37 protein-coding genes and 1 pseudogene are annotated in these 25,879 nt (G+C 51.2%); 27 read left to right on the forward strand and 11 right to left on the reverse strand.

From position 1 onward, the window contains the following. Positions 1 to 2: 2 nt before the first annotated feature. Both BY447_RS00510 and BY447_RS00515 read right to left on the reverse strand, forming a co-directional pair. Complete coding sequence (locus BY447_RS00510) at positions 3 to 1,403, reverse strand: SrfA family protein (protein WP_110330190.1); 1,401 nt, start codon at positions 1,401 to 1,403, stop codon at positions 3 to 5. Positions 1,404 to 1,574: 171 nt separating this feature from the next. Continuing rightward, entirely contained in the window at positions 1,575 to 2,747 is a 1,173-nt protein-coding gene (locus BY447_RS00515; protein ID WP_110330191.1) for a benzoate/H(+) symporter BenE family transporter, read from the reverse strand. Positions 2,748 to 2,870: 123 nt separating this feature from the next. Here BY447_RS00515 and BY447_RS00520 point away from each other — a divergent pair, with 123 nt between their 5' ends. The 3 genes from BY447_RS00520 to BY447_RS00530 all read left to right on the forward strand — a co-directional run bounded on the left by BY447_RS00520 (position 2,871) and on the right by BY447_RS00530 (position 4,496). Next, positions 2,871 to 3,428: a helix-turn-helix domain-containing protein gene (locus tag BY447_RS00520; RefSeq protein ID WP_110330192.1), complete on the forward strand. Its 558-nt coding sequence runs from the start codon at positions 2,871 to 2,873 to the stop codon at positions 3,426 to 3,428. Positions 3,429 to 3,494: 66 nt separating this feature from the next. Then, positions 3,495 to 3,920 carry a MarR family winged helix-turn-helix transcriptional regulator gene (locus BY447_RS00525; RefSeq protein ID WP_013357804.1) on the forward strand — a complete coding sequence of 142 codons (426 nt, stop codon included), beginning with the start codon at positions 3,495 to 3,497 and terminating at the stop codon, positions 3,918 to 3,920. A gap of 15 nt (positions 3,921 to 3,935) precedes the next feature. Then, a complete protein-coding gene (locus BY447_RS00530) occupies positions 3,936 to 4,496 on the forward strand; it encodes an isochorismatase family protein (protein WP_110330193.1) in 561 nt (186 codons plus the stop codon). A 41-nt stretch (positions 4,497 to 4,537) separates the two neighbouring features. On the opposite strand, the pseudogene BY447_RS00535 reads toward BY447_RS00530, so the two are convergent. Then, positions 4,538 to 6,421 (reverse strand): annotated as a pseudogene (locus tag BY447_RS00535) (TonB-dependent receptor domain-containing protein); the annotation flags it as partial. Positions 6,422 to 6,603: 182 nt separating this feature from the next. Here BY447_RS00535 and BY447_RS00540 point away from each other — a divergent pair. Continuing rightward, positions 6,604 to 7,782 (forward strand): tyrosine-type recombinase/integrase, encoded by a 1,179-nt coding sequence (locus BY447_RS00540; RefSeq protein ID WP_110330195.1) that lies wholly within the window; start codon positions 6,604 to 6,606, stop codon positions 7,780 to 7,782. On the opposite strand, the gene BY447_RS00545 is transcribed toward BY447_RS00540, so the two are convergent. The 8 genes from BY447_RS00545 to BY447_RS00580 all read right to left on the reverse strand — a co-directional run bounded on the left by BY447_RS00545 (position 7,763) and on the right by BY447_RS00580 (position 12,299). Further along, complete coding sequence (locus BY447_RS00545; RefSeq protein WP_071778598.1) at positions 7,763 to 7,954, reverse strand: helix-turn-helix transcriptional regulator; 192 nt, start codon at positions 7,952 to 7,954, stop codon at positions 7,763 to 7,765. The two genes, BY447_RS00540 and BY447_RS00545, sit on opposite strands and share 20 nt — an antisense overlap. 51 nt (positions 7,955 to 8,005) lie before the next feature. Then, the gene (locus BY447_RS00550; RefSeq protein WP_110330196.1) at positions 8,006 to 8,353 is read right to left on the reverse strand and encodes a hypothetical protein; all 348 of its coding nucleotides are present in this window, start codon (positions 8,351 to 8,353) and stop codon (positions 8,006 to 8,008) included. Beyond that, the gene (locus BY447_RS00555; RefSeq protein WP_110330197.1) at positions 8,353 to 9,108 is read right to left on the reverse strand and encodes a DNA cytosine methyltransferase; all 756 of its coding nucleotides are present in this window, start codon (positions 9,106 to 9,108) and stop codon (positions 8,353 to 8,355) included. Before BY447_RS00555 ends, BY447_RS00550 begins: the two co-directional genes overlap by 1 nt. After that, positions 9,105 to 9,413: a hypothetical protein gene (locus BY447_RS00560; RefSeq protein ID WP_110330198.1), complete on the reverse strand. Its 309-nt coding sequence runs from the start codon at positions 9,411 to 9,413 to the stop codon at positions 9,105 to 9,107. Before BY447_RS00560 ends, BY447_RS00555 begins: the two co-directional genes overlap by 4 nt. Then, the gene (locus BY447_RS00565) at positions 9,410 to 9,829 is read right to left on the reverse strand and encodes a hypothetical protein (RefSeq protein ID WP_110330199.1); all 420 of its coding nucleotides are present in this window, start codon (positions 9,827 to 9,829) and stop codon (positions 9,410 to 9,412) included. The genes BY447_RS00560 and BY447_RS00565 overlap by 4 nt, the downstream gene beginning before the upstream one ends. Further along, a complete protein-coding gene (locus BY447_RS00570) occupies positions 9,826 to 10,269 on the reverse strand; it encodes a hypothetical protein (RefSeq protein WP_110330200.1) in 444 nt (147 codons plus the stop codon). Before BY447_RS00570 ends, BY447_RS00565 begins: the two co-directional genes overlap by 4 nt. A 10-nt stretch (positions 10,270 to 10,279) precedes the next feature. Next, positions 10,280 to 10,438: a DUF1317 family protein gene (locus BY447_RS00575; RefSeq protein WP_110330201.1), complete on the reverse strand. Its 159-nt coding sequence runs from the start codon at positions 10,436 to 10,438 to the stop codon at positions 10,280 to 10,282. A gap of 1,165 nt (positions 10,439 to 11,603) precedes the next feature. Then, entirely contained in the window at positions 11,604 to 12,299 is a 696-nt protein-coding gene (locus BY447_RS00580) for an XRE family transcriptional regulator (RefSeq protein WP_110330202.1), read from the reverse strand. A 97-nt stretch (positions 12,300 to 12,396) separates the two neighbouring features. On the opposite strand from BY447_RS00580, the gene BY447_RS00585 reads away from it, so the two are divergent. The 23 genes from BY447_RS00585 (at position 12,397) to BY447_RS00690 (ending at position 25,868) form a co-directional block, all read left to right on the forward strand. Further along, positions 12,397 to 12,651 carry a helix-turn-helix domain-containing protein gene (locus BY447_RS00585; RefSeq protein ID WP_110330203.1) on the forward strand — a complete coding sequence of 85 codons (255 nt, stop codon included), beginning with the start codon at positions 12,397 to 12,399 and terminating at the stop codon, positions 12,649 to 12,651. Between the two features lie 13 nt (positions 12,652 to 12,664). Then, positions 12,665 to 13,213 carry a YmfL family putative regulatory protein gene (locus BY447_RS00590; RefSeq protein WP_110330204.1) on the forward strand — a complete coding sequence of 183 codons (549 nt, stop codon included), beginning with the start codon at positions 12,665 to 12,667 and terminating at the stop codon, positions 13,211 to 13,213. 186 nt (positions 13,214 to 13,399) lie between these two features. After that, positions 13,400 to 13,594: a DUF4222 domain-containing protein gene (locus BY447_RS00595; RefSeq protein WP_110330205.1), complete on the forward strand. Its 195-nt coding sequence runs from the start codon at positions 13,400 to 13,402 to the stop codon at positions 13,592 to 13,594. After that, the gene (locus tag BY447_RS00600; protein ID WP_110330206.1) at positions 13,572 to 14,456 is read left to right on the forward strand and encodes a conserved phage C-terminal domain-containing protein; all 885 of its coding nucleotides are present in this window, start codon (positions 13,572 to 13,574) and stop codon (positions 14,454 to 14,456) included. Before BY447_RS00595 ends, BY447_RS00600 begins: the two co-directional genes overlap by 23 nt. Positions 14,457 to 14,468: 12 nt before the next feature. Beyond that, a complete protein-coding gene (locus BY447_RS00605; RefSeq protein ID WP_110330207.1) occupies positions 14,469 to 14,903 on the forward strand; it encodes a PerC family transcriptional regulator in 435 nt (144 codons plus the stop codon). Continuing rightward, positions 14,900 to 15,022, forward strand: a complete 123-nt coding sequence (locus BY447_RS23440) for a hypothetical protein (RefSeq protein WP_323859471.1) — start codon at positions 14,900 to 14,902, stop codon at positions 15,020 to 15,022. The genes BY447_RS00605 and BY447_RS23440 overlap by 4 nt, the downstream gene beginning before the upstream one ends. Next, positions 15,019 to 16,353: a ParB/RepB/Spo0J family partition protein gene (locus tag BY447_RS00610; RefSeq protein WP_110330208.1), complete on the forward strand. Its 1,335-nt coding sequence runs from the start codon at positions 15,019 to 15,021 to the stop codon at positions 16,351 to 16,353. The genes BY447_RS23440 and BY447_RS00610 overlap by 4 nt, the downstream gene beginning before the upstream one ends. Then, complete coding sequence (locus tag BY447_RS00615; protein ID WP_110330209.1) at positions 16,350 to 16,721, forward strand: RusA family crossover junction endodeoxyribonuclease; 372 nt, start codon at positions 16,350 to 16,352, stop codon at positions 16,719 to 16,721. The genes BY447_RS00610 and BY447_RS00615 overlap by 4 nt, the downstream gene beginning before the upstream one ends. A gap of 164 nt (positions 16,722 to 16,885) precedes the next feature. Then, positions 16,886 to 18,376, forward strand: coding sequence for a hypothetical protein (locus tag BY447_RS00620; RefSeq protein ID WP_110330210.1), 1,491 nt, complete (start codon positions 16,886 to 16,888; stop codon positions 18,374 to 18,376). Positions 18,377 to 18,572: 196 nt separating this feature from the next. Next, positions 18,573 to 18,842: a hypothetical protein gene (locus BY447_RS00625; RefSeq protein ID WP_199226909.1), complete on the forward strand. Its 270-nt coding sequence runs from the start codon at positions 18,573 to 18,575 to the stop codon at positions 18,840 to 18,842. Then, complete coding sequence (locus tag BY447_RS00630) at positions 18,839 to 19,855, forward strand: DUF968 domain-containing protein (protein ID WP_110330211.1); 1,017 nt, start codon at positions 18,839 to 18,841, stop codon at positions 19,853 to 19,855. Before BY447_RS00625 ends, BY447_RS00630 begins: the two co-directional genes overlap by 4 nt. 21 nt (positions 19,856 to 19,876) lie before the next feature. Continuing rightward, a complete protein-coding gene (locus BY447_RS00635; RefSeq protein WP_110330212.1) occupies positions 19,877 to 20,305 on the forward strand; it encodes an antiterminator Q family protein in 429 nt (142 codons plus the stop codon). Positions 20,306 to 20,619: 314 nt separating this feature from the next. Continuing rightward, complete coding sequence (locus BY447_RS00640; RefSeq protein ID WP_052271421.1) at positions 20,620 to 20,796, forward strand: type II toxin-antitoxin system HicA family toxin; 177 nt, start codon at positions 20,620 to 20,622, stop codon at positions 20,794 to 20,796. Positions 20,797 to 20,844: 48 nt separating this feature from the next. Then, entirely contained in the window at positions 20,845 to 21,252 is a 408-nt protein-coding gene (locus tag BY447_RS00645; RefSeq protein ID WP_110330213.1) for a type II toxin-antitoxin system HicB family antitoxin, read from the forward strand. A gap of 150 nt (positions 21,253 to 21,402) precedes the next feature. Then, positions 21,403 to 21,765, forward strand: a complete 363-nt coding sequence (locus BY447_RS00650; protein WP_082668175.1) for a phage holin, lambda family — start codon at positions 21,403 to 21,405, stop codon at positions 21,763 to 21,765. Beyond that, positions 21,749 to 22,381, forward strand: coding sequence for a glycoside hydrolase family 19 protein (locus tag BY447_RS00655; RefSeq protein WP_110330214.1), 633 nt, complete (start codon positions 21,749 to 21,751; stop codon positions 22,379 to 22,381). Before BY447_RS00650 ends, BY447_RS00655 begins: the two co-directional genes overlap by 17 nt. Beyond that, complete coding sequence (locus BY447_RS00660; protein ID WP_110330215.1) at positions 22,369 to 22,806, forward strand: Rz lytic protein; 438 nt, start codon at positions 22,369 to 22,371, stop codon at positions 22,804 to 22,806. The genes BY447_RS00655 and BY447_RS00660 overlap by 13 nt, the downstream gene beginning before the upstream one ends. Before the next feature lie 215 nt (positions 22,807 to 23,021). Next, entirely contained in the window at positions 23,022 to 23,564 is a 543-nt protein-coding gene (locus BY447_RS00665; RefSeq protein ID WP_110330216.1) for a hypothetical protein, read from the forward strand. Positions 23,565 to 23,696: 132 nt separating this feature from the next. Then, positions 23,697 to 23,909: a hypothetical protein gene (locus BY447_RS00670; RefSeq protein ID WP_110330217.1), complete on the forward strand. Its 213-nt coding sequence runs from the start codon at positions 23,697 to 23,699 to the stop codon at positions 23,907 to 23,909. Between the two features lie 126 nt (positions 23,910 to 24,035). Then, a complete protein-coding gene (locus tag BY447_RS00675) occupies positions 24,036 to 24,602 on the forward strand; it encodes a hypothetical protein (protein ID WP_110330218.1) in 567 nt (188 codons plus the stop codon). Positions 24,603 to 24,739: 137 nt separating this feature from the next. Further along, positions 24,740 to 25,030: an HNH endonuclease gene (locus tag BY447_RS00680; protein WP_110330219.1), complete on the forward strand. Its 291-nt coding sequence runs from the start codon at positions 24,740 to 24,742 to the stop codon at positions 25,028 to 25,030. Between the two features lie 12 nt (positions 25,031 to 25,042). Then, the gene (locus BY447_RS00685; RefSeq protein WP_110330220.1) at positions 25,043 to 25,252 is read left to right on the forward strand and encodes a serine acetyltransferase; all 210 of its coding nucleotides are present in this window, start codon (positions 25,043 to 25,045) and stop codon (positions 25,250 to 25,252) included. Positions 25,253 to 25,433: 181 nt separating this feature from the next. Next, on the forward strand, positions 25,434 to 25,868 hold the full coding sequence (locus BY447_RS00690; protein ID WP_110330221.1) for a hypothetical protein: 435 nt from the start codon (positions 25,434 to 25,436) through the stop codon (positions 25,866 to 25,868). The last annotated feature ends 11 nt before the right edge of the window (positions 25,869 to 25,879 follow it).

Below are 25,879 nucleotides of genomic sequence, written 5' to 3' on the forward strand. Positions count from 1 at the left end.
CGTTATTTACTCTCACGCTTAATCGTCATCGGGAAGACCCGGTCTTCAGCATACTGTGCTTCACACACGGCGGCGCCCATACTCGCATGGCAGACCAGCAGTGGCATACGGTAGCGCGAATTGTTCTGGCACTTCGCCGTGTAGCGGCTCTCAATCACCAGGTTACCGGCGCTGGTCATAGCGGCGCTGACATCCGCTTTACAGCTGGTATTACCCTGCGCGACCTGCACGCTGCCTTTACCATTTTTAAACTGGAAGCGCATCACCGGCGGCTTACCGGTTGGCGTCGGCATCTGGTCGATAGTCACACGCCAGCGGCCATCAATCACCTGCACCTGACCTTCGCGCACGGCGTCCGGCGTGACAATCAAATCATCAGGTTTAGCCGGAACCGGCGGGGTCACCACACTGGCAAGGGTAGCAGATGAAGCGGCAGGTGCGGCTTCGGTCGTGCCAGCGCTGGCTGGTTTTTGCGGCTGCGAATCCGGTTGTTTCTCGGCTATGGCTGTCTCCGCCGGTGTCGTCGCTGACGGTGAAACAACAGGTGTGGCCGCCGCCGGGGCCTGACTCGCCGCCGGTGTTGGGGTGGAAACCGCGGCGGGAGCGGAAACAGTCGCAGGGGCGGCTGCTGGCTTCGTTGATGCCACTGGCGTGGCGACAGGCTCAGGACGATGCAGCAGCACGGCTACCGTTACGGCGGCAGCAATCGCCACCGGCGGTAACAGATACCAGACGCGGAAACGGCGGCGAGCCCCCACGGGTGCAACCGGCTCAGGTTCAGCGGCTGCCGCGACCGGCAGCGGCTCCTTTTCAGGTTCAGGTGCAGGTTCAGGCTCAGCGACGATGACCGGCTCGGCGGCAACAGGTGCGGCAGGCAGCTCTGGCAGTGGTTCAGCCAGCGCCACCGGCAGATTCTCCTCCAGCGTGTCACGCAGGCAGGCCAGCGCATCGTCGCGGCTGCGTGCCTGGGCATCGACAAAACCCCAGAAGGTAATGACCGGTTTGCCATCAACCAGATAAACATACTGCTGGTCGGGAAATTGCAGGGTTTTGCTCAGCAGCGCACCAAACAGCCGCATCGACGGGTTCTCTGCCGCGCGCGCGCGCGTACTGAGATCCTGCATATCCTGCTGGCAGGCGGTGAGCTGCTGCAGCGCCGCCCGACGTTCATGATCGCTGGCGCCCAGCCAGGATTTTACCCGGCCGCTGAAAGGGGCATACCAGTCGAGGCGATCGCCCCGTTCATTGGCCTGAGGAATGGCCAGGCAATCTGCCAGTGCGCCCTGACGGCGCAGGCGCAGGGTTTCACGAATTTGCAGTGCTGAGGCGTAGACCGGCTGGCCATTTTCACCTAACGCCAGAACTGCATCTAAATTACCGCTGCGCAGAAAAGTTTTTGCCACCTGTTGGGCCCTTATCGGTCGTTGTCTGAGGCAGAAAATCGCGTGTTATCGACGATTAGGTTGATTTTACGCGGGGCAATGACAAATCAAACGGCAGAAAAGGAGCTAAATCCAGTGTTTTTTTCACCGGCGGGCGGAAAAATAACCGATATTTCAGCAGCTATCACGCAATCAGGCGGTTTTACGCACCAGCAACAGGTGAGCGATAACGCCACCTATCAGTCCCCAGAAGGCAGGGCCAATGCCAAGTAAAGAGACGCCTGATGCGGTGATCAGAAACGTGATCAGTGCGCTGTCGCGTTCGGCAGGCACATCGAGTGCGCGATGCAGGCTGCCGCCCAGCGTGGCCAGCAGAGCCAGACCCGCCAGCGCCTCAATCAGCACGGCGGGCAGGGCACTGAACAGCACGGCGATCAGCGCACCGGACGCGCCCGCCAGCAGATAAAAGACCCCGGCGAGCGCTGCGGCACGCCAGCGTTGCTGAGGATCTGCATCGACCTCATCGCTCATGCAGATCGCCGCCGTAATCGCCGCCACGCAGACCGAAAAGCCGCCAAACGGCGACAACAGCAGTGCCGTAACACCGGTCCAGCTCATCAGAGAAGAGACCGGCGGACGGTAGCCGTGTGCCTGTAACGTCGCGATGCCGGGGGCATTCTGCGACGCCATGGTCACCAGGAAATAGGGCACGCCGATTCCCAGCAGCGTGGTCAGGGTAAAGTGCGGCATTACCGGCTCCGGCAGCGCCAGCATCATCGACTGCGGCGGAAAGTGGATGGCATGCTGGGCCATTGCCACGGCAATCCCCACCATTAGCGTCACCAGAATGGCATAGCGTGCCAGCCAGCGACGGGCCAGCAGCCAGGCGAGGCACATGCTGCCACACAGCACAACGTTGCTCTGTAAATCGGCAAAGGTCTGTAGCCCGAAGCGCAGCAGAATTCCCGCCAGCATCGCCGCCGCCAGCGAGGCGGGAATGTGGTTCATCAGCCGTGCAAACAGGCCGGTGACGCCGCACACCACAATCAGCAGGTTGGCGAAAACAAACACGCCCACCGCTTCATTCAGCGAAACGCCGTGAAAGCTGGTTGCCAGCAGCGCGGCACCCGGCGTGGACCAGGCGGCCAGCACTGGCATGCGGTAGCGCAGTGAAAGGCCCAGCGAGACCATCCCCTGCGCCAGACCCAGCACTGACAGCCAGCCGCCAATCTGCGCCTGTGAGGCGCCTGCCGCCTGAAACATCTGATAAATAATCGCGCCGCTGCTGCTGTAGCCCACCAGCACAGCAACAAAGCCGGAGACCAGCATCGGCAGGGTAAAACGGGACGGTTCGGCTCTCGTCATGGTCAGACTCTTAATGAGGTTGTGCGTTATAGCGCACATGTTCGCATAGTGCGCTATAACGCACAAGTGTTACACTGTCGGCATAACGTCACCTGCCAGGGTGACGAGAACTCAGGAGAAAAAATGGCAGATTTTCAGCAACACCTGAGCGGTGCGCTCAGACAGTTGCGCCAGGCCAACGGCTGGAGCCTGACGCTGACGGCGGAGCGCACCGGCGTCAGTAAAGCGATGCTGGGGCAGATTGAGCGGGGTGAATCCAGTCCCACGGTGGCGACGCTGTGGAAGATTGCTACCGGGTTCAACGTTCCCTTTTCCTTTTTTATCGACGGGAGCGCGTTACCTTCCGGCACCCTACCCGGTTTCAGTCAGCCCAACGCTGACATGTCGGTGCGCTCCGTGCTGCCTTACGATCCGCAACTGCGGTTTGATCTGCTGGCGGTGGAGCTGGCCGCGGGCGCGCAGAGCCATTCCTCGCCCCATGAAGCGGGCTGCGTGGAGCAGGTAGTGGTTATCGAGGGTGAACTGCTGCTGGGGGTCAACGATCGCTGGCGGCGTCTGCTAAAAGGCGAGGCGTTTCAGTTCAGTGCCGACGTGCCACACAGCTACCGCAATCCGCTCAGCACGCCGCTGCGCTTTCACAGCCTGATTCACTATCTGCAGCGCCCGGAGGTTACAAATTGATACCGCAGCAAACTACACAGTTTACCTTCGTATCTTTATATTTTCGCTTATCGATGGAGACGGGAAATGCGCGATCTGACTGAATCTGCTGCCACGCTGCGCATGCTGGTGGGCAAGCTGGGCCGCCGGCTGCGCGAGTCGGCACCGCCTGGCGAACTCACCTGGTCGCAGGTGGCGGTGCTGGGGCATCTGGTGCGCGACGGGGCGATGACGGTGACGCAACTGGCCGCCGCCGAGGGCGTACGCACCCAGTCGATGGGGACAACCGTCGCCGGATTAGTGGCGGCAGAATTGATAACGGGCGAGCCCGATCCCCATGATGGTCGTAAAACCCGCTATCTGCCCACCGCGTCGAGTCTGGCGGTGATTACGTCGAGTCGCGCAATGCGCGATGACTGGCTGGTCCGGACGCTCGACGCGCGGCTCAGCCCGGCAGAGCAGCAGCAACTGACCGACGTTCTCCCTCTGCTGCAACGACTCACTGATTATTAAACCCGAGGATCCAACATGGCTGTAACCACACTTGATGCAAAAACTGCGCTGATTGTTATCGACCTGCAACACGGCATCGTAGCGCTGCCGCTGGTCCATGAACCGCAGCCGGTGATCGAACGCTGTGCCAGGCTGGCCGAGGCATTTCGCGCGCACGACCTGCCGGTGGTGCTGGTTAACGTGGCCGGAGGGGCACCTGGCCGTAACGAGCAGGCGCGTCACAGCGGCGACCTGCCTGCCGACTGGGCCACGCTGGTGCCGGCGATGACGCCGCAGCAGAATGATCTCACTGTCACCAAGAAAACCTGGGGCGCGTTTCATAACACGTCACTGCATGAGGAACTGCAAAATCGCGGCATCACTCAGGTGGTGATTTGCGGTATCGCGACCAGCATCGGCGTGGAGTCAACGGCACGTCAGGCGTATGAATTAGGTTACAACGTCACGCTGGCGACCGATGCGATGACTGATCTCAACATGGATACGCACAACAATAGTGTGAAGTTGATCTTCCCGCGCCTGGGTGAAACCGGCAGCTGTGAGGATATTGTGACACAGCTGAAATCCCGCGCCTGATATGAGATATCCGGGCCACCGCAAGGGTGGCCCGGATTGTTTTAGCGGAAGGCGTAACCCAGCGTCACACCGACGCTGTAGTTGCGGCCTGGCGCAGATTCGAAGTAGCGACCATTACTCTCATTCACAATCACTGAACCCACATAGTGCCGGTCAAAAAGGTTATCGACCCGGCCAAACAGATCCAGCGTCCAGTTATCCACCAGCCACTTATAGCCACTATTCACCGCCGCCACGGTATAGGACGGGGTATTCACGTTGTTCTGATCTTCAGCGGCGATCTGGCTCAGATAACGCACTTCACTGCCTGCGTAAAAGCCCTGTTCCGGCAGATAGCCGAGTCCGGCGTACACCATGTTCCGCGCGATGCCCGGAATGCGGTTGCCGTCGCAGCTGTCGCTGCCACAGGCGTTGCTGCGATAGCGCGCATCCAGCAGCGTATAGGCCATTTTCAGCCGCCAGTCCCAGGCAAACTGCTGGTCCAGGCTTAACTCCAGACCGCGGCGACGGGTCTGACCGGCATTTTTATAGGTGGTGCGTCCGCCACTGCTGGCATCCGCCACAATCTCATCGCGGGTATCGGTCTGGAACAGCGCCGCGCTGATCAGGCCGTTGCCGATGCGTTTTTTGCTGCCGATCTCCAGCGTGTCGCTGGTGGCCGGTTTCAGCCCCAGATTCAGGCCGGTTGCGCCATCTGAACGGTATGAAAGCTCATTAATAGTTGGAGTTTCAAAGCCGCGTCCGGCCGAGATCCACGCGTTCCAGCTGGGATCAAAGGCGTACTTCAGCGCCGCCGCGGGCAGCCACTTGTGATAGCGCGCCTCACCGCTGTCGTCGCCGTTACCAGGCCGGATATAGAAGTCATTAGAGTCAAAGTTGACGGTGCTGAAGCGCACGCCTGCATCAAGCGACAGTTTATTGGTGAGCTGCCAGTTGGTCTGCACATAAGGATCGAGCGTCCACATCAGGTTGCGCTCGTTGCGGCGCAGATTACCCTGTTCGCCCAGCTGCGTGACGCCGTTGCTGACGGTGTAGTTTTCATAGCCCTTGCGGCGCTCGGTCATGGTTTCGTAGTCGAGGCCACCGGTCACCGCCACCGGCATCGACAGCAGCGTGTCGCGATGGGTCCAGCGGGTATCGACGCCCTGATAGTTGCGGGTCAGGTCGATCACGCCTCCTGGATGGGACGGATTACGCTGAACGGCGGCGGGAATCGACTGAAATTGGGTGGTTTCGCGCATCCCCGCGTAGAGCATCACGCTGAGGTCGTCGTTTTCACTCATCTGGCGCTGATAACGCAGGCCGCCCTGGGTCTGATCCACCGTTTTACGGGTGTTGTAGAGCGTAACGTTGCTGACCACCTGGCGCGGATTGTCACGCCACTGCGCCTCGGTTAAGCCGCCGGGATCCTCGGCGTCGATGTGCACGCTGTTAAACAGCAGCGTCAGCGTGCTGACATCATCGATGCGAACGCCAAGCCGGGCGTTGCCGAGGTTCTTCTGCGCAGAACTGTGATCGCGATAGCCATGGGTGGTAAAGCGGGAGGCGGAGACGGTGTAATTCACATCCCCGGCGTGCGTGCCATCACCGGTCGCGCCACTGGCTTTGACGCTGTTGCGCCAGCTGCCGTAACTGCCGTACCAGCTTCCTGCTTCCAGCGTGGTCGGCTGCTGACCCTGCTGAGTGGTCACATTGATGACGCCGCCTGAAGCGTTGCCGTAGAGGGCAGAAAAGGGGCCGCGCAGCACCTCGACATGATCAATCGAGCCGATATCAATGTTGGAGGTCTGCGCCTGACCGTCCGGCATGGTGGCCGGAATCCCGTCCACATAGATGCGCAGACCGCGCACGCCATAGGTGGAGCGTGAGCCGAAACCTCGCATCGACAGCTGCAGGTCCTGTGCGTAGTTCTGGCGGTCTCGAATCTAATGTTCATCTGAAAACAGTAGCGATCATTAATCACCAATTATGTTCATATGTGACTGATTATAAATATAATATTTTACCATTTAATTGCACTTGCCATCACTTCTGTACACCTATAAACATCTGTGTACAATGCCCTTTAAGTACAAATTGAGTCATGATATTTGATGGTGAGTACATAATGGCTATTAGCGATACGAAACTGCGCGGGTTACATGGCAAACCTTACAGCGGTCCAGCGGAAATAACCGATGCTGACGGGTTAGGGATAAGGATAACCCCTAAAGGGATAGTCAGCTTTCAATACCGGTACAGAATAAATGGCAGCCAACACAGACTTGGGATAGGCCGTTACCCCGCAGTATCTCTACGTGATGCTCGTATAAAAGTCGGTGAGTATAAATCTCTCATTGCTGAAGGGATCGATCCTAAGCATCAACTTACTGTTAAAAAGAATAAGCCAACCGTACATGAGTGTATCAAGTATTGGTATGACAATTACGTATTGCAGTCACTGAGAAAAAGCACCGCTGAAGTGTATGAGCGCATAGTGCTAAACGAGATGGAAAAGTATTTTGCGGATATACCAATTGAGCACATCCCGGTCAGTGCCTGGGTAGACTTTTTCACGGAGCAAGAACAGGCGAACCCATTAAAAGCCCGTAAACTATTGGTGCATTTGCGCGGGGCAATAGCCTGGTGCTCAAGAAGACAGTTTATTGAGGACTCATCGCTCCTGAGATTGAACCCCAAAGAGTTTGGCAGGAACCCTAAAACCGGCGACACAGTTCTGACCTATCGGCAGTTAGCAAAGATATGGCTTGAGAACGAGAAATCAACCGCTACGTTTTCGAGCAAAATGCTCATCAAGTCCCTCATTTTGTATGGCTCTCGGAATAGCGAGCTGAGAGAGTCTCGAAAGGAGGAGTTCGATTTTGAAGAGGGCATATGGACATTACCTTCAGACCGGAGCAAAACAAATAAAATCATCAGGAGGCCGATCTTCAAACAAATCGAGCCACTCCTCAAACAGTCCATCGATAATGGGAATGGCCTTCTGTTTCACGGTGCATTCGAAAGCAACATTCCGCTGAGCATCGGTTCTTCAACCAGGTATGTCCGATTGCTTCGTGATCAGCTTAACTTTGGTGACTTTACAGCCCATGACTTTCGCAGAACGATGGCAACTCGCTTGGCAGAGGAAGGGATTGCGCCACATGTCATTGAGAAAATGCTGGGGCATGATCTTGGAGGCGTGCTTGCAGTCTATAACAAGCACGATTGGCTAGCGGAGCAGAAGGTTGCTTACGAACTCTACGCTGACAAGATTTTCGAGCAAATCAAGCTGATCTCTGATTAACGCCGCCGTTTAAAATCCACTGCTCCACCTCAGCCAGTAAGTATTTTTTAGGTCGATTTCTTACTGGCTTGGGGAACGAATGATGCAGGACATAGGTCCTCATTGTTGTACGCGAGGTAACCCCAATTTTTTGCATCGCTTCGCTTTCGAAGATCATCTCAATATTAGCCATTTTATTTTCTCCACACATTCCTGCTGCATCAGGTTTGTTAGCCGTGACAGGTCACGGCGTATTGATATTCAATTTCAGTTCGTGCCAGCCTAGCCTAACCCAGCAGGCTGATTCTTCTTTTAGCGGGCAATCCTGCACCGGCAGATTGTCACCACACTTACCGCATTGCTGCTGTGCTAGCGCTTCAATCTGCTGTGCCAACTCAGCGGCATCCTTCCGGATTAACAGCGCTATGTACTCGTTCATCTCATACGGTTCACGACCGGGGCGGCGTGCGGCGCAGTTCTGCGCCAGCATCTCCAGTTCCTGACTATCCAGCGCCAGCTCCAGCTTTTTACCACCGGCAGCGGCCTGTCTGGCACGCTGCGCGGCTTTGCGTTCGGCGGGGGACTTAGGCATCAGCTATCACCTTTGTCACTGAGAATGCTGAATGCTCCTGCTGCCACTCGCGGAACCTGTCCATTTCCAAGGGCTTTAAGTCTGTCCACCCCGCAGGCCACTTCATCAGCCACTCTGCATAATTTGGGTTCACATTCAGACCAGGCGTTTCCTTCCCGCCATTTTGAATGTGCTGGTGGGCTAACCAGTCCTCCAGGTTGTGCCTGTGATCGCCAGTTCTTGCCCTGCACCATGCCACCCCGTGAGACCCCATGCTGGCCCGAGGGGTAGGCGACAAGCCAGATACGGTCACGCTGATGGGACGCTCCGAGGTCTGATGCTGATAAACAACACCATTCTGCATCAAACCCCATTTTGGCAAGGTCACCGAGTACCACTGCAAGTCCTCTTCCCACAAGCAGAGGTGAGTTTTCCAGGAACACGAATTTAGGTCGAACCTCACGGATGATTCTTGCCATCTCTCGCCAGAGCCCTGAGCGCTCACCTTCAATTCCTGCTCCTTTGCCGGCTCCTGAAATGTCCTGACATGGAAACCCGCCAGAAACGACATCAACAATTCCTTGCCATGCTGTTCCGTCAAAACTGCACACGTCAGACCAAATCGGGAAAGGTCGGAGTGCTCTATCGTTTTGTCGTTGCGCCAGAACCTGTGCGGCGTAGGCATCACGCTCAACGCCGCAAACTGTATGCCAGCCAAGGAGGTACCCTCCGAGTATCCCTCCGCCAGCGCCTGCGAAAAGAGCCAGCTCATTCATGCTCCTGCCTTAGCACGAAGCCAGATGCAAACAGCACCATCTTCAGTGTCATGGATGGAGCCAACAAACCAGCCTTCACCTTCAGGGCTTTCAGGTTGCCAGGCAGAGATATCGCAACCATCTACAGTAGGGTCGATCATGTCTTCATCACGGTACTCAACCTTCCACTGCAAATCATGCTCGGACATCCACTGATTAAACTCAGCGGTAGGGATAAATTCACGACCATCACAGAACGCCAGATAATCTGGATGAGACCAATAGCCATATGGGTCGCGTTTAACTTCTAAGGGCTTAATGCTCATTGAATCTTCTCCTTAACCATGCATTCCATATACAGCCCGCTGGCAATCAGACGAGCACGGCGAGCAGCTGTTTCACGATGGCGCTCAATAGCCTCTTTAGAACGGTCGTTGCTATAGTTGATAACCATTGGCTTACATGGCGGGGGAGCAACTCGGCGCGGATTTCTGACCAGGGTGTAAGTGCGGTCAATTGATCCGCCACCGAGACAGACCTGATTGGATGCCTCAACCTTAAGTGTTTCACCACCGCGGCGCATGATGTGAAGAACCAAACGGTTGAACTCACTGAGGGTCATACCGAGTTGCTGCGCCAGCTCCCGACCCGTTGCCGGGCCTTTGGATAACTGCCAGGCGAGCTTTTCACTGAAACCAGCATTTGGGCCATTACTGCGGCGAAATTGGGCGACCTTTTTCATGACACCACCTTTAGCGTTACCGTACGTGAGCGCAGCAAATCCATTTCCATTTGGGAAATGATGTTGATCGCTTGTAAAGTTCCGGGCATCTGTTGATTACCCATAGTTGCTACAGCCCGGCGCGCCTCACTGAGTGCTTCACCGCGCAGTGTTAGAATCCACTGGTCGCAGGCTGGCGTAGCAAGTGCTGCATTCAGGTCGTCAATCAGCGTCAGGTCTGCGCCTGCAGCCTGTAGGGCTGAAATGTTGTCAGGAAGCACGCTGTTGATGCGCAGAACCTCTGAAGCCATCAGATTGGCGCGAACGGTGGCAACGTCGAGACGCGACGACAGCTTAGTCACCATCTTTGCCATTTCGATCAGAGGAGTATCCATCCCGATGTTCTTAGCGAACTGGTGGCCAGCAGCGACGACTTCTTTATTCGATTTGAAATGATGCATGTCATCGCCCTCAGTGAATGGTGATGGTGCTGTTAAGGCGCTCAGCTTCGTTCTGCGCCTTAATTGGATTGGTGACTACTGAGCCGTCAGGCAAAATCCAGCCGTTCAGGATATGGCTATAGGGCAGGGTGATAATGCCTACGGTAATATGGTCGTTCGGCTTTTCCATGAAATTCTCCACACACGATTTTTGGTTGCATGAATCCCTTGCCAGTGACGGCAATAAAAAACTTTTGGGATTCGTTTAAGTCGGCTGGTGGGTTACTGCAATAACCCACAGCCCGATTACTCCACACACTTGAAAGGTTGCTGCGGTGCCGGGTGCCTCCCGGTGCTCTGGTCAGACTGACAGACACCAGAGCGGAGACTCTTAGACTGTATGCAGTTTTGCCAGTCTTCCGCGTGCGCTGGCCGCATTCACCACAACAGAAATATCACTGCTAGGAAGGCGGCAGATTGGGTTATGAGTCCCGTTACCGCCCAGTGATATTGCTGTTGTGAGCCGTCTCTCCGGCTGTCACCCTTAACGCTTCATCCAGTTGCAGGCCTGAGCCACTTACCAGACGGACGTCACTCGAACTTCGTGTTGCGGGTTACACCTGTACTACGCGCCGAGTCCGCGCCATGCAGTTAGCCCCCCATGCATGGAAAGCTGCGTTAATGGCAGTAGGATGCCAGCCGGGCAGCTAAGTCGAATAAGTGCCGGGCTTCCACCGGCTCCCATCTGTTTTTATAAACTCACTCAGATATCGTCTGGAGTCACCGTTCTCTCACGGTTGTCGCGTGTGCCACGCCAGCCCTAACGAGTTTTAACGACCTTTACCGTTTGCATAATCTTGTCGCCGCTAATATCGGTAGCAGGACCGCTACTTGGTGGACATTTATTGAGACCGTCTTGAAGTAGTAAGCCATCCAGTCTCGGTCAAAGAACTTTCAAAAATTCTTTCAGCGAGGCTTGCTCAAGCAATCTAAAAAGGGCGGTTAAACAAAACTTTATGAGTAACCGCCAACACAGCAATACCGCACTCTTAAAACGCTAAACCGTAAGCCAGGCTTTCATTGCCACAATGCATAGTTACCACCTCAGTATCTCCATCACAGATAAGGTCTGCGTCTGGGAATAGGTATAGGAAAGTAATTAGCTCCCAAAATTTACTGTTAGCCATTTGTTTGGAAAAACTCATCTGCTATCCCACTAAGTTACCGCTGTTGAGATAAACAATAAAACCGATATGCATATAACGCAAGTATTAAAATGCGTTAATTGCAAAATTTGAATGCTGCAGGCGCAAAAAAACCCGGTCAGGCCGGGTTTTATTGGATTCAGTTGAGGGCTAGCCGTGTCGCTTAAACGATTGCGACTGACTGATCATGACTTTGCCAAAGATGTAAAAGCGGTGCTCATTAGTTTCATCAATGAACCAGTCCCGATAACGAGTATTATCAGAAATGACGACGATTTTGTCAGGAACTATCTGCAGGCGCTTGATGTGTATCTTACCATCAAAGCCAAAGACATAAATCCCATCACCATCGAACTGAGTCACTGAAACATCTACAAAAATCAGATCTCCAGGCTCAATGGTTCCTGACATGCTGTCGCCGCGTACGTTGACCATCTTAACAGTGGATTGAGGCTTACCACCGAAGAAGTTCTTGGCATGCTCTGTGTTGTACTCAATAGAGCGTATGACATCAATAATGTCACTTCCTACATACGCCCCTGGGCCAGCACTCACATTTACATCAAGCAATTCCACACGATACACATCCCCCCCTTGTATGCCTTTAACGATATCCTTACTGTCATTATATACAGTATTTTCTGGGCCGGAGGGAATAAATAGTTCGCCGAGACTCACATTTAAAGCATTTGCGATTTTATTAAGCGATTGCTCAGTAAAGGATTTTTGTTTTCCTGTCTCAAGGCGTGAAATATTTGCCTGATCGACGCCAACGGCATCAGCCAGATCATTGATTCTCATTCCTCGCGCAAGGCGAAGTTCTCTGATTCGATTTCCTATGTTCATGTGCCTATTTAATGGCTGGTTTGCATGAAACGCAAATTAACTTGCGCAATCTGATTGCGTGAAATAATATGCATGTTACGCAATTAAGGGGGCAAAAATGCATTCACCATTAAGAATATTGCGCAAGTCGCAAGGGAAAACCCTAAGTGAAGTTGCTGTAGCTATTCACTTGGATGTCGGAAACCTAAGCCGCATTGAGCGCGGTCTTCAGGTTGCATCACTGGATGTTGCTGAGCGATTAGCCGTGTTTTTTCACGGCGAAATCACTGAACTGGAGATTCTTTATCCCCAGCGCTTCCAGACCGATTCCAAAACTTTATCAGCTACTCCAGCAGTAGCGAAACCACAGTAGAGAGGGTTTAGCCGTGGATCAAAAGCACTGGCAAGTAGAAAAGCAACCAGCCTGGCTGGTGGTAGCGATCAAGAAGACGATTTCAAGTCTTCCGGGTGGGTATGCAGAAGCTGCCGAATGGCTGGGCGTTACAGAGGATGCTCTATTTAACCGCCTGCGCACTAATGGCGATCAGATTTTCCCAATGGGTTGGGCGATGGTCTTGCAACAGGCAAGCGGCACCAAGCACATCGCTAATGCGGTTTCCCGTCAGTCAAACAGCGTCAACGTTCCGCTGGTGGATATTGAGGATGTTGATAACGCAGATATCAATCAGCGACTGATGGAGTCAGTTGAGTGGATTGGCAAGCACTCTGCCTATATTCGCAAAGCAACAGCTGACGGCCTAATTGATGCGGCGGAGCGTGAGCAGATTGAAGAGAACAGCTATCAGGTTATGGCTAAGTGGCAGGAGCATCTGACGCTGCTGTACCGCGTGTTTTGCCCCCCAGAAAAGGTGAACGCCGCAGGATTGCAGCCCGCGGCGTTCGATGCGACTAAATCAACGTGTGTGGAGAACTAATCGCGTGATCAATTTAACCAGATTACCAGGGTTACCGCAATTCCGTTGCCTCCCTTCAGCTGGTGGCCGCTTCAGCAGTGAGCCGCTGCGGTATGTACTTAATGTACCAGGCGGCGCAGAGGAAGTTAACCACAGCTTTGTTGACTGGGCTGTGGGCGATGCTAACCAGCGAATGAAGGCGACCAAATGCGAGAACTTGACCGCATCTTCCGAGATAAGCGCGGCATCCCTGTGCGGGTCATTCGCTGGGAGCCAGAGAACGACCGGGTTATCTACCTGCGTGACAACTATGAACATGGCGAGTGCTTCAGTTCTCTCGAAAGGTTTAAGCAGTACTTCAGAGAGGTCAGTGTAACTTATGAGCCTACTTCTAAAAGTTAAGCCGTTGGTCATTAGTCCAATGCTCGCTCTGCGCATTGGTATTAACGAGGCGATTGTGCTGCAGCAGATTTGTTATTGGCTGGAGGACACTACTGCTGGCGTCGAATATGACGGTAAACGCTGGGTTTATAACAGCATTAATGCCTGGAATGAGCAGTTCCCATGGTGGACCGCGAAGACGATACAAAGAACGGTTTCTTCATTGAAAAAGATGGGTCTGATTTATGTTGAGCAGCTTAAAAAAAGGCAGCACGACCAGACTAATTATTACGCAATTAACTATGCGAGCCCTTTGCTGGCCGATAGGGACAATTTGTCCCTATCGAAAGAGACAAATTGTCCTAATCGAAAAGGTCAATCTGTCCCTATGGATAAGGTCAAGTTGTCCCAATCCATCGGGTCAACTTGTCCCACTCTTACAGAGATTACAACAGAGAATACTACAGAGATTACAACAACCCCTTCTTGTCAGGTTGCGGGGCAACCCGACCATTCCTCTGATGCAAATCAGGCTGCTTTTAGCGTGCTGGAGCATCTGAATCGCGCAGCAGGCATGCGCTTTCAGAAATCAAAATCCTCACTGGCACCAATTCGCGGTCGCCTGGCTGAGGATTTTTCTGCTGATGAGCTGATCCTCACTGTGGATTACTCAATCGCAAAATGGGGTGAAGACCCGAAAATGCGTGAGTACCTCCGACCTGAAACCATCTTCCGTCCAGGCAAGTTCCCTGGCTATCTGAGCTCAGCTCAGAAATGGGATAACGCAGGCCGACCGCGGTGCGTTAACGGCAAGTGGCAGCGTGATGTGATGGCTGTTTCTCAGGTGGACTCATCAACGCCTGAAGGCTTTCGTGGGGCATAAGGGGAAATAACCATGATCAACCACGAATCAAAAATTCTTGAACTGATAACCCGTAATGGTCCGCTGAAGGTCCGCGAACTCTGCAAGCTAACAGGCCTGCATGAGACCTCAGTGAAGCGCTTTATCAAACCGCTGTTCACTAAGGGCCTGCTGAAGCGGGCCAGCGACTGGAGCTACTCGATCAACACCGACCCCTTGCCGGTTGAAAGCGAGAAATTCGCCCGCCTGGCGAAGCAGGCCAGCGAACTGGAGGCAAAAGGCTTCTGGCTGCGTGCTGCACAAGTATGGCGTGAAGCGATGATGGTGGCGAAGTTCGATGCTTCACGCAACGAAGCCAAAGAGAACTGCGACCGCTGCGCCGTGAAGGGCTCACTCAACTGTGGCAGCTACGGCGGACTCGACACAGGTCGCATCATTTCAGCCAGTGTGAACAGGGATTTGTTATGAAAGAGCACCTCAAGAGCCATTACCAACGCAATGAGATTTTTTACCGGGCCATCCCCACAGCAGTAGTGATGATTGCCGCCCTGATTTTTGTCCTGACATGGGAGCTGACCACAGCATGAGTACTTTAGCGCGCATTTACGACGATAAGAAAAACAGCGACACCGATATCACCACCCGCAAAACCTACCTGCTGGGCGTTGATGAGCTCTATGTTGAAACCAATTACAACATCCGTGATATCGATCAGACCCATGTCGAGGAGTTCCGCGACGCCTTTATCGCTGGTGAGCACGTGCCTCCGCTGGCTGTTAAGGTCACTGAGAAGGGCATTAAGATCATCGACGGCCATCATCGCTACTATGGTGCGAAGCTGGCACAGGAAGCAGGCTATACGCTGCGCCTTGAGTGCAAAGACTTCGTGGGTAGTGAAGCTGACAGCGTGGCATTCATGGTCACCAGCAGTCAGGGCCGCGCTCTGTTACCGCTGGAACGTGCAGCAGCCTATCAGCGCCTGATTAATCAGGGCTTAGAGCCAGCGGAGATTGCCGCCAAGGTGAAGCGTTCGATCACCGATGTTGAACAGCACCTGCAGCTTCTGACTGTTGGCGAACCGCTGATTGAGATGGTTAAGTCTGGCGAAGTGGCCGCGACCACAGCAGTAGCCCTGCAGCGTGAGCATGGCGTGAAAGCATCATCAGTAGCTCAGGAGCAGATGCAGAAGGCTAAAGCGGCAGGGAAGAAGAAGCTGACCAAGACCGATGCTATGCCGCAGTTCAGCGCAGCCCAGGCACGCAAGCTGGCAGAACTGATTGCCCGACACTGTGAGGCAGAGTTGCATGAGGACGCACAGGTAAGCCTGGATTTTGCTACGGACCTGCAGGCGGCTGAGCTGATGGATATTATCCTGATGGCCAAAGAACACTACGGCATCATGCAATCAGTCAGTGAAAAACCGGCACCGGCTGAACCAGCGAACGAAGCTGGTGATGACCTGCCGCTGCTGAAGCACGAAATCCTTGAGAAGAGCGGTGTTGAAGTGTGGGCCTGCGTTCAGGCCGCTTTCAAAATGAAGGCTGAGTACACCTACAGCGAATCTAAGTGGGCGCATACATGGGCGGCAGACTCAGTTGAGAATCCTGCCTGTGTGACAGTTCCGGCAGAGACAATTGCCAGTGCAGTGCGCCTCATCAGACAACACCAAGACGAACAGGCGATCAAAAAGTGGCTATCAGAGCAGCATGATGACCCGGAACTGGTGACAGAGCAGCTGAACCGCTTCACAGGGACGCTCACTGACTTGCGACAGGATCATCCGTGTACTGTTCAGGATTTCATAAAGCTGGTGGAGCAGGTAAACCGGGATTGCTGGTCTAATTACCGCATGCTGCGTCAGGCCGTTCGGGAAGTGGCCGGGCAGATGACAATTCCCGGTATTGGGGAGGATGCATGAAGTTAACGCTCCCGTTTCCGCCAAGTGTTAACACGTACTGGCGTAACACAAGAAAGGGAGTATTGATCAGCGCCTCCGGGCGCTGTTTCCGCTCCAACGCATTTGCTGCAGTTCTTGAACAGCTAAAGCGCCGACCACAGCCGATTACAGTGAACGTACAGGTAACCGTATTGCTGTTCCCGCCAGACAAGCGACAGCGTGATCTTGATAACTATCTCAAAGCCCTGTTCGATAGCATTACGTATGCTGGTGTATGGTGCGATGATAAACAGATTAAGCGATTTACTGTAGAATGGGGAGAGCAAGTAAAGCTGGGAAAAGCGGAAGTCACTATAAGGCCCTATGCAGTTGCATGCCAGTGTAGATAACTAGTTCTTTAGTGTTAAGAGAGTTATTCTCCTTAAATATTATGCCAGCGCCCCGCTTAAAATAAATAGTATAAATTTCAGGTGAGACTAAGCCGTTGTTTATACTAAAGTAATATAAGTTAATTTTTTCAGGTTTTTAGGTCAGACTTTTGATGGAGATCGACATGACGGAACTGCAAAAGCAAGATGGAATGAATGAATCTGAAAGGTATTTAGCAGATCTTTGCAATAAATCATTTCTTAATCTATGGAGCTATCCCAATGTATATACCGACGAAGGGAAGAAAAACGCTAATGGTGATGGCAAGGAATTATGTGACTTGTTAGTTGTTTTTGATAAACATGTGATAATATTTTCAGATAAAGATATAGGTTTTAAAGATACAGGTAATATTAGTGTTGATTGGGGTCGTTGGGTTAAAAAAGCCGTCATTAAATCAGCGAGCCAATTATATGGAGCAGAAAGCTGGATCAAAGAAAGACCTGGTCGGTTGTTTTTAGATAAAAAGTGCACTATACCATTCCCTCTTAAAATACCTACAATAGATGAAATTAAAGTTCATCGTATTGCTGTCGCTAAAAATGCTTCCAAAAGATTTTCAAATTTAGTCGGTGGCTCAGGCAGTTTGATTGTAGATCCATCTATTTCTGGCAATGAACATTTCGAACATCCTTTCACAATCGGTCATCCAATTGCAAATAAAGATTTTGTACATGTTTTCGATGATGTAGCCTTGGATATAATCCTTAATGAGTTAGATACAATCTCAGACTTCGTCGATTATATCGAAAAAAAAGAAAAATTCATAAATTCTGGTCTACTTGGAAGTGCAGCCGGAGAAGAAGAAATTCTTGCTCATTATCTTATGAGTTCGCAGCCTGGAAGAGATCCGGGTTTTTATATTGAGAATAATCAAAGAGCCTTTATTCTGGAAGGGCATTATGATTCTTTAACAAGCCTTCCTCAATATAAGAGAGGCAAGGAGCAAGATAAAGTATCTTATTTTTGGGACGGTTTTATAGATCATTTCGGTAAGCATGCATTAGCTGGCACACTCATCTACGATAAAGAAACACTTCTGTCAGACGCCATATTGGGATTGAAATCGATGGCATCAGAGAGAAGGGTAGCGCGTAGGGTGTTATCTAAATCTATCCTTGAAAAAGTTACATCATCAGACCCTAGCTTTCGGGCTGTCCGCGTGATGGTATCCCCAACTACGCCTAATATTGGTTATGTTTGGCTTTTGGAGCCAATACCTCCGCAAGCCGAAAATTATGAAGATTACCGAAAATATAGGCAGGAAGTACTTCGCATTTATTGCACATCAACAAAATTGCTTTATCCGTCATTGGATTTTGTTGTAGGAATTGTAACTGAGCCTAGGAACGGAGGTGGTGGAGAAGACATGGTTTACTTAGATACTACTTCATGGGCAGAAGAGGACTACGAAAATGCTAAAAATGACAGGCATGAATTCAATATCCTTCGACCTGACAGGGTGAAAGAATTTTCAGGAAAAGAATATCAATATCCAGTAATGTCAGGGGATTTTCCAATGGAAAAAAAAGAACGCGTCAATTCAAAGCAACCAAAAAAAAGTGCGAGAAAGCAACAGAAGAAGGCAAGAAAACTTAATAGAAAAAATAAGTAGAATCTGAGGCGATACGCATACAGATAATTTAAGTAGAAATGAAAATATTGATTTAAGTTTTGTGGTGAAAAAATCTTCTACCAATTATAATATTTAGAATGTTGGGCATTTGCAGATGCCCTTTTCTAAAGGCTGGTCCCGTTCATTTGCAGATGATGGGGCTGGGCCGGTTGAAACAGTGTGTGGAGAAGAAAGCATGAATCAGCTTTTAGTGATTGATGGGGTTTCCGTTCGTCAGGACAACTTTGACCGTTATTGCCTTAATGAACTTCATCGTGCAGCAGGCGGCAAACGCTGTTATAAGCCATCCTTTTTGCGTAACCTTCAACAGACCAATGAACTCGTTCAACTTCTGGGCGATACAGAAATCCCTGTATCGGCTATTAAAAGCCAGCCTTATTTCTTGGGACCAAACTTTCTGAGCTCCTGCGTGTACTCGACACCGTGCATTGAGGTGGCCGCATGAGAGCATTACTCACACCCGAGGTGGCACCGCTCACAGGTATCGTACTGCTGAAGCCTGGTCCTGAGCTGTTAAGGCTCTTTCAGGGCAGGGTGGTAATCAGCACGCCGACACTGGATATGGCAGACATGCCATCAGGCCGCCTGAATGACGGCACACAGCCTTTACTCGATGAGCCCTCACTGATTCCCTTCTTCAGTCATGAACGTGTAGTTAAGGCCGCTGGTGGGCTAAATGCGCTGGCATCCTTCGTCCAATCTTTTAGCTGCTGCCAGTGGGAGCAGCCTGGTACGTGGCATCATCATGAATTTACTGTGTCAGAAACTGAAAACGGCCTGGTGTCTCTCTGCTACAGCCACGATAATGAGTTTAGGGAAAATGGTGTGCCCGGTAAGGTTGAGAGCATCGCAAAGGGCAATACCGCTCTCTGGATAATCCGTGCCGCGTGCCACCAGCTGGCATTACCAGTGGATCACCTTCTGACCCTTCCAGAGTTGTGCTGGTGGGCGACCCTGAATGATGTAATTGATCTGATACCGGAGGCACCGGCCCGGCGCGTTCTGCGTATGCCGAAAGAGCCTGTCCAGGCTGGCGAGCTGAAAGAGGCTTGCATTGTTCCAGCGCGACCTGCCCGCGAGGTGATTCAGGACGCAGCTCTGGTCGTCAAAAAGATAATCAGCCTTCGTGCCGACCCGGAATCACCAGAATCTTTCATGAAGCGCCCTAAGCGTAAGCGCTGGGAGAATGAGAAGTACACGCGATGGGTTAAGTTACAGAGTTGCGCATGTTGCGGCAGGCAGGCTGACGATCCTCATCACATCATTGGACACGGACAGGGGGGAATGGGAACCAAGGCGCATGATTTATTCGTGATACCGCTATGCAGAGCGCATCACGATGAACTGCACCGGGATATGAAAGCGTTTGAAGCAAAGTACGGCAGTCAGATTGAGCTGCTGTTCAGGTTCCTCGATCACGCGATTGCAATCGGAGTGATTGGGACAGACAAAAAATAAAGTGTGTGGAGAGGAATAACTATGCGTGACATGTCACAGGTATTAGAGCGCTGGGCGGGATGGGCTAAATCAGACAGCAGCGGTGTCGATTACTCTGCAATCGCAGCTGGATTTAAAGGGCTGCTTCCGCAGGAATCAAAGTTGACACTTACATGTAGCGATGGAGACGGGCTGATTATTGAAGGTTGCCTGTCACGGCTCAAAGCTAAGCGCCCGGATGAGCATGCGATCATTGTGCTTCATTACTTTTTCAATATCTCAAAGCGCACCCTAGCTAAGCAGGCAAAGCGTGATGAAAAGATAGTCAGAATTGAAATTCAGATGGCCGAAGGCTTTATTGAGGGATGCTTGGCAATGCTCGATGTGCGGCTTGATATGGACGACGAACTGACGCCGAAAAAAAATATTAAAAAACCTCTAACGCGGTCCGCATTTTCCTTAGTAATCTGATAAGGTCGATTACCAAGCAGTGCAGCTTATCTGCTAAAAGTCAGTTCCAAATGTGGATGTCAAAGCGCCTCGGGCCTCACCAGTCTGGAGGCGTTTTTTATTTTAAAATATACCCTATAAGGGATAGAAATATTCTTATCCCTTATAGGGTATAGGCAGATTAACCCTGTTGCCGACGGGCAAGGCAGTTACCGCTTTCGCGTCAGGGCCCTATTCCATAAAAAACATTTATTTCGCTCCTGAGTAAACAATAATGTTGACGTGGTAAGCATAAATGATTACTATAGTTCCATGTTCAACAGACAGGAGGAGTAGTGAAGCAGAGCGAGTTCAGGCGGTGGCTTGAATCTCAGGGAGTCGAAGTTTCAAACGGTACTAACCATCTGAAGCTGAGATACAACGGGAAGCGAAGTGTAATGCCGAGGCATCCCGGCGCTGAGTTAAAAGAACCACTGCGAAAGGCCATAATGAAGCAGTTAGGCCTTAAATAATTAACCAGCCCTCCGGGGCTGGTTCTCGCGAAGTTTCACTAAGACGATATGCGATACCCGATTAATCTTGAGCCGTGTGACGGCGGATATGTGGTTTCGTTCCCGGATATACCGGAGGCGCATACTCAGGGCGATACGCGTGAGGAAGCGCTAGCAATGGGGCTAGATGCGCTGGTTACTTCGTTTGATTTCTACTTTGAAGATAACCAGCCAGTCCCGGCACCGGGTCCGATTACCGGCGATTTTGTAGAAGTTCCGGCGAGTGTGTCGGCGAAGGTGCTGTTGCTTAATGCTTTTCTTGCTTCCGGCTTAACTCAGGTTGAGCTGGCTTCACGCATGGGAGTTAAAAAGCAGGAAGTGACGCGCATATTCGATCTGCACCACTCGACCAAAATAGATACGGTTCAAAAAGCGCTGAATGCGCTGGGTAAGCGGCTTGAATTAGTCGCTGCCTGACAGCTTAAATATCCTATTCAAAGGCTCACTTCGGTGGGCCTTTTTCGTTTTTGCCCACGCCAATCAGTCTCCACACACATTTTTGACGCCGTGGCGTTGCGCAATTTTCTTCTGACTACCGACAGCACCTGCCAATTAACGGAGGTGAGGATGAAACGCATGCCGGACAAAGACGTTGGGTTCTGGGCAAGCCTGATTGCCTGGCTTTACGCCCACAAAAACGAAACCGGCTATGCGGGTCTGGCCGGAGTCATGGCGATTCTCAGAGCCACTTACGTTGGCAAAGACGCATGGTCACGCCGCCTGCTTGATGCAGCGATGTGCAGCGTCTTCGCCTTCTTCCTGCAGCCAAGCCTGCAGGTAATTGGTTCGGTTTTTAACTGGCACTTCAGTGAAGACATTACGCGGGTTGCTGCGGTCTTCCTTGGGTTCCTCGGTGTTGACTACGTGTCAACGAAGATACGCCGCCAGATAGATAAGCGACTGGGAGACAGTAATGCTGACAGCCAGTAGTTTTCAGCTCACGACAGGCGTCAGCAATGCGCTGCGTGATGCCTGGTTTCCACATATCGCGGCAAGCCTTTCAGCGTTCCAGATAAGCACGCCATTACGCCAGGCTCACTTTCTGGCGCAGACGGGGCATGAATCAGCCGGGTTCCTGAAGGTTGAAGAGGGACTGAACTACAGCGAGAACGCGCTGACTGCGATGTTTGGCAAGCGCATCACCGCTGAGCAGGCCCGCGCCTATGGTCGTAATGCGATGCATGCAGCTAACCAGAAGATGATCGCCAGCATCATTTACGCAAACCGTAATGGCAATGGTGATATTGCTTCGGGGGATGGATACCGCTATCGCGGTCGTGGCCTGATTCAGATTACCGGCAAAGCCAACTACGCAGCACTGCTGAAACAGCTTGGCGCTGATGTGGTGGATAATCCTGATTTATTGCTGGGCTATCGCTTTGCTGCGATGTCTGCGGCGGCATGGTGGAAGAATAACGGCCTGAACGAGCTGGCTGATTCTGATGATGTTATCCGCATCACCAGAATCATTAACGGTGGCACCAATGGTCTGGACGACCGGAAATCCCGCTTATCAAAATCTAAGGGGATTCTATGTTCAACGTAATCGGCTTTATCCGAAACAATTCAGGCCTGATCATTATCGGTCTTATCTGCGTGGCGCTGTGGGGTCTGAACGCCAGCAACTCACAGCTGAAAGCAACAAACGACAGGCTTGAGAAGCTGGCAAACAGCAAAGACGAGCAGATTAACGACCTGCGTTCCAAAAATGATGGCCTGGCATCAAGCGTGACTGAGCTTGTAACAGCGGTTAAGCAGCAAAACGATGTGATGAGTCAGGTTGCAGAGCAGCGTGCCGTAACAGCCCAGCAGAACCGGAAACTACAGAATGAAATTAAGCGTTACCTTGCGGCGGACAAGTGTGCTGTTGCTCCTGTTCCCCTTGATGCTGCTGACAGGCTGCGGGACGCAGCAAAAGCCGCTGGTGGAGTATCGGACAGTAAAACAGCCACAGTTAAACCTGCCGGCTGAACTTACCAGTCAGATTGAAGTGCCAGTTGTCCCGGAATCTATGACGTTCGGTGACAGCGTGGCGTTGAATGCAGAACTTTATGGCGTGCTTTGGCGGTGCAATATTGACCGATCAGCAATTCGAAAACTCGACCTAAAATTGCAATGATCTTAGATTACGATTAAGAGCAATTGTTGTATTAATATACCCTTTCAATCTTTTTGGAAGGTATAGAATGGACACTGATATTATTGCTCTTGAAACTATGATAGCCGCTCAAGAAACAGCGAAATGGACTCTCTGGATGATGTTTGCAACCTGGACTGCTGGAGCAGCCACCTTTTTAGCAGTAGTTACCTCACTATATATAGCTAACCGAAAACCTACACCTCGGATTAAAGCTACCTGTGGTACTACCATAGTAGCTCCTTCACCGGGTGTTAGTATGATGGGGTTGAGTATCAATGTGGCGAATATCGGTGTCTATCCTGTAGTTATCAGTTCGATAACATGGGTGTGCGGAGGAAGGCAAAAGCTAGTTATGTTATTCAATTCATCCGCTTCCCAAAAACTTCCAAAAAAGTTAGAGCATGGCGAATCGGCCATGTTCTTTGTAGAATTCAAAGATTTTGGGAGGTGGAAAAGTGAAATTCTTGGATTTATAGAAAACGCAGGAGGTACCATCTCTAAGTTTCGATATGTAGTCACGACCGGAACGGGAGAAGAAGTTACTTTCAAACTTAGCAAAGATATCATCAAGACATTGAAATCAAACTGATAATTCTCAAAAAAGTAAGCTGATCTGCATCCCTGCAGGACATCCTGAATCTTTAATGCTGATTCTATCACAAGGCGCATTTGCGAATGCGCCTGATGGTGATACGTTGTATTCGTCAGAATAGGAGGTCACATGTCAGGCGAATCAATCAGTATCAGCATAGTTTATGAAATCGCAAAAGAGTACTTTCCTGAAGGCCACTTGAGAGTGGAGATATGGGATGTTGGCTTACGCTTTGTTTGGAAAAAAGAAGATGATGAAGGGTCGGCTTTTCTGCAGCAGCCTCTAAGTCATATCTCTGATTCCGCTATTCGCGGTTTCTTGGATGCAGAAACCGATCTTTAGGATCAGTAAGGCAAAATATTATCGCAAAATTCTCCAATAAGTATTAGCGATTAGCCACGCTGAGAAGCGTTGCTAAGTTGGGGTTAAATCATTAATACTAAGTGCATCTCAAAAAGGAGTGCTTAAATGGAATGGTTTGACAAAAATGCTACAGCTATTATTGCGGCCAGCGCTGCACTGTTGTCGGCTTTGATAGCTGGTGGGTTTGCCATATTGAATGCTTGGTTAACCAACAATCAGAATAACCAGCGACTACAACTTCAAATAGATCACGAAAAGGTCAGGGAAAGCAAAAAGCTCTTTCTCGATAAAGGGGAAGAACTATTTTTGTGTGTTGATAAATGGATTACTTCAGGCCATGCCCATCTGCTCACTGGCGAGAAATTATTAAGGAAACAAATTACACCTGAGCAAAGGCTCAACTTGCTGTCGTCTTATACAGATGGGGATAACTACACCCGAATGCAGACACTGCTAACCATTTACTTTGCTGATTTAATTGAGTTTAAACAGGAGTGTAGTTCTAATTTGATGCTGTGTGAGGATGTTGTTGATGGGTTTATCAATGGTAATTACGCTGATGTTGGGGATGCCCTATCGGCTTTCAAAACATACTCAGATTTTTTTCAAACATGGTCTGATGAGTTCAGCATTAGCCTCCAAAAGAAATTAATGAAACAGGTACGTAATTGACCGCCTACGGGCGGTTTTATTTTGTTCTGAAAACTGAGCTTACTGAGTTCACTTTTCAGCATAAACACAATTAATCATAGGCTGGTGGTCTCACCATTGCCGAGGGTTAAACACATCCAGCCAGCAGGAAACGCTTAATGGCTAGCAATTCACTCTGGCACAACCTCTATAACTCCAAGCGCTGGTATCGACTTCGCTATCACCAGCTCCAGAAGCAACCGCTATGTGAGTTCCACCTCAGGCGCAATCAGGTTATCTCAGCATCTATTGTTGATCACATCACGCCACACAAAGGCGATTTTGAGTTGTTCCATGATTCCGACAATCTGCAGTCACTTTGCAAGCGCTGTCATGACTCCGTGAAGCAGCGTCTGGAGAATGGCGGAACAGTGACTGAGTTCGACGATGATGGCCGCGTTATCTGGTAACGGGAGAAATGAATGAAAGACCTTAAGATTGAATATAAAGATGGCAAGTTGATTGAGTTCAGTATCGACGGCATTCAGTTCAATTCGGTTACAGCCATCGGGTTCACTCATGAATTGGGTGGGACTATGCCATCGGTCAGCATGTCGATCCCGATTGGTATCGGTAAGAGCCTGGTTCCTGCCAGCCTGTCACGCGAGAACCTGCAAATCATCGAGAAGTGATAATCAATATCATTTGAAGTCAGCCGACGGCACCAATTTGGTGCGCCGATGCCCATTTGATAACTATTATCATTATCCTTGTGGCAGGCACGGGGGGAGGGGCAAAACTCTGGCAGCAAAATCTTAAAGACCGCGCCCTCAGTTTCTTTTTTAAAAACGTCCAGAAAAAAAGGAAAAAGTAATGGCACAGCGAGGCAGAAAGTCTCTGGCTGCGACATCTGCTGTCTCGCTGCCAGCCCTGGCTGAAAGCAGGTTGCAGCCGTCAATTCATCTCAGCGACCCCGAGATTAACGTGTGGGTCAGGCTGGTAAATGACAACCCGGCAAGTTCGTTTACAGAAACACACCGTGACATGATGGAAATGTACTGCCGCCATGTCGTTCAGTCGCGATTGCTGACAATGCAGATTGATGAGTTCGAGCTTGAGTGGCTATCGCGTGAAGACGGCCTGAAGCGCTATGACAAACTGCTCACCATGCGTGAACGGGAAGTCCGCTCTGCATCATCGCTGGCAACCCGGCTCAGAATTACCCGGCAGGCAACCGCCGATCCTAAAACGGTGGGCCGTGCAAACAACAATCTTGCACGAGATAAAAAGCCCTGGGAGATTGACTGAGGCTCTTAGCT

Source organism: Pantoea sp. JKS000250 (assembly GCF_003201065.1).
Lineage (GTDB): Bacteria > Pseudomonadota > Gammaproteobacteria > Enterobacterales > Enterobacteriaceae > Pantoea > Pantoea vagans.

Coding starts and splice junctions, on each gene's coding strand:
- BY447_RS00515 (WP_110330191.1), bottom strand. CDS start 2,747: ATGACGAGAGCCGAACCGTCCCGTTTTACCCTGCCGATGCTGGTCTCC.
- BY447_RS00520 (WP_110330192.1), top strand. CDS start 2,871: ATGGCAGATTTTCAGCAACACCTGAGCGGTGCGCTCAGACAGTTGCGC.
- BY447_RS00525 (WP_013357804.1), top strand. CDS start 3,495: ATGCGCGATCTGACTGAATCTGCTGCCACGCTGCGCATGCTGGTGGGC.
- BY447_RS00530 (WP_110330193.1), top strand. CDS start 3,936: ATGGCTGTAACCACACTTGATGCAAAAACTGCGCTGATTGTTATCGAC.
- BY447_RS00540 (WP_110330195.1), top strand. CDS start 6,604: ATGGCTATTAGCGATACGAAACTGCGCGGGTTACATGGCAAACCTTAC.
- BY447_RS00545 (WP_071778598.1), bottom strand. CDS start 7,954: ATGGCTAATATTGAGATGATCTTCGAAAGCGAAGCGATGCAAAAAATT.
- BY447_RS00550 (WP_110330196.1), bottom strand. CDS start 8,353: ATGCCTAAGTCCCCCGCCGAACGCAAAGCCGCGCAGCGTGCCAGACAG.
- BY447_RS00555 (WP_110330197.1), bottom strand. CDS start 9,108: ATGAATGAGCTGGCTCTTTTCGCAGGCGCTGGCGGAGGGATACTCGGA.
- BY447_RS00560 (WP_110330198.1), bottom strand. CDS start 9,413: ATGAGCATTAAGCCCTTAGAAGTTAAACGCGACCCATATGGCTATTGG.
- BY447_RS00565 (WP_110330199.1), bottom strand. CDS start 9,829: ATGAAAAAGGTCGCCCAATTTCGCCGCAGTAATGGCCCAAATGCTGGT.
- BY447_RS00570 (WP_110330200.1), bottom strand. CDS start 10,269: ATGCATCATTTCAAATCGAATAAAGAAGTCGTCGCTGCTGGCCACCAG.
- BY447_RS00575 (WP_110330201.1), bottom strand. CDS start 10,438: ATGGAAAAGCCGAACGACCATATTACCGTAGGCATTATCACCCTGCCC.
- BY447_RS00580 (WP_110330202.1), bottom strand. CDS start 12,299: ATGAACATAGGAAATCGAATCAGAGAACTTCGCCTTGCGCGAGGAATG.
- BY447_RS00585 (WP_110330203.1), top strand. CDS start 12,397: ATGCATTCACCATTAAGAATATTGCGCAAGTCGCAAGGGAAAACCCTA.
- BY447_RS00595 (WP_110330205.1), top strand. CDS start 13,400: ATGCGAGAACTTGACCGCATCTTCCGAGATAAGCGCGGCATCCCTGTG.
- BY447_RS00600 (WP_110330206.1), top strand. CDS start 13,572: ATGAGCCTACTTCTAAAAGTTAAGCCGTTGGTCATTAGTCCAATGCTC.
- BY447_RS00605 (WP_110330207.1), top strand. CDS start 14,469: ATGATCAACCACGAATCAAAAATTCTTGAACTGATAACCCGTAATGGT.
- BY447_RS23440 (WP_323859471.1), top strand. CDS start 14,900: ATGAAAGAGCACCTCAAGAGCCATTACCAACGCAATGAGATTTTTTAC.
- BY447_RS00610 (WP_110330208.1), top strand. CDS start 15,019: ATGAGTACTTTAGCGCGCATTTACGACGATAAGAAAAACAGCGACACC.
- BY447_RS00615 (WP_110330209.1), top strand. CDS start 16,350: ATGAAGTTAACGCTCCCGTTTCCGCCAAGTGTTAACACGTACTGGCGT.
- BY447_RS00620 (WP_110330210.1), top strand. CDS start 16,886: ATGACGGAACTGCAAAAGCAAGATGGAATGAATGAATCTGAAAGGTAT.
- BY447_RS00625 (WP_199226909.1), top strand. CDS start 18,573: ATGAATCAGCTTTTAGTGATTGATGGGGTTTCCGTTCGTCAGGACAAC.
- BY447_RS00630 (WP_110330211.1), top strand. CDS start 18,839: ATGAGAGCATTACTCACACCCGAGGTGGCACCGCTCACAGGTATCGTA.
- BY447_RS00635 (WP_110330212.1), top strand. CDS start 19,877: ATGCGTGACATGTCACAGGTATTAGAGCGCTGGGCGGGATGGGCTAAA.
- BY447_RS00645 (WP_110330213.1), top strand. CDS start 20,845: ATGCGATACCCGATTAATCTTGAGCCGTGTGACGGCGGATATGTGGTT.
- BY447_RS00650 (WP_082668175.1), top strand. CDS start 21,403: ATGAAACGCATGCCGGACAAAGACGTTGGGTTCTGGGCAAGCCTGATT.
- BY447_RS00655 (WP_110330214.1), top strand. CDS start 21,749: ATGCTGACAGCCAGTAGTTTTCAGCTCACGACAGGCGTCAGCAATGCG.
- BY447_RS00660 (WP_110330215.1), top strand. CDS start 22,369: ATGTTCAACGTAATCGGCTTTATCCGAAACAATTCAGGCCTGATCATT.
- BY447_RS00665 (WP_110330216.1), top strand. CDS start 23,022: ATGGACACTGATATTATTGCTCTTGAAACTATGATAGCCGCTCAAGAA.
- BY447_RS00670 (WP_110330217.1), top strand. CDS start 23,697: ATGTCAGGCGAATCAATCAGTATCAGCATAGTTTATGAAATCGCAAAA.
- BY447_RS00675 (WP_110330218.1), top strand. CDS start 24,036: ATGGAATGGTTTGACAAAAATGCTACAGCTATTATTGCGGCCAGCGCT.
- BY447_RS00680 (WP_110330219.1), top strand. CDS start 24,740: ATGGCTAGCAATTCACTCTGGCACAACCTCTATAACTCCAAGCGCTGG.
- BY447_RS00685 (WP_110330220.1), top strand. CDS start 25,043: ATGAAAGACCTTAAGATTGAATATAAAGATGGCAAGTTGATTGAGTTC.
- BY447_RS00690 (WP_110330221.1), top strand. CDS start 25,434: ATGGCACAGCGAGGCAGAAAGTCTCTGGCTGCGACATCTGCTGTCTCG.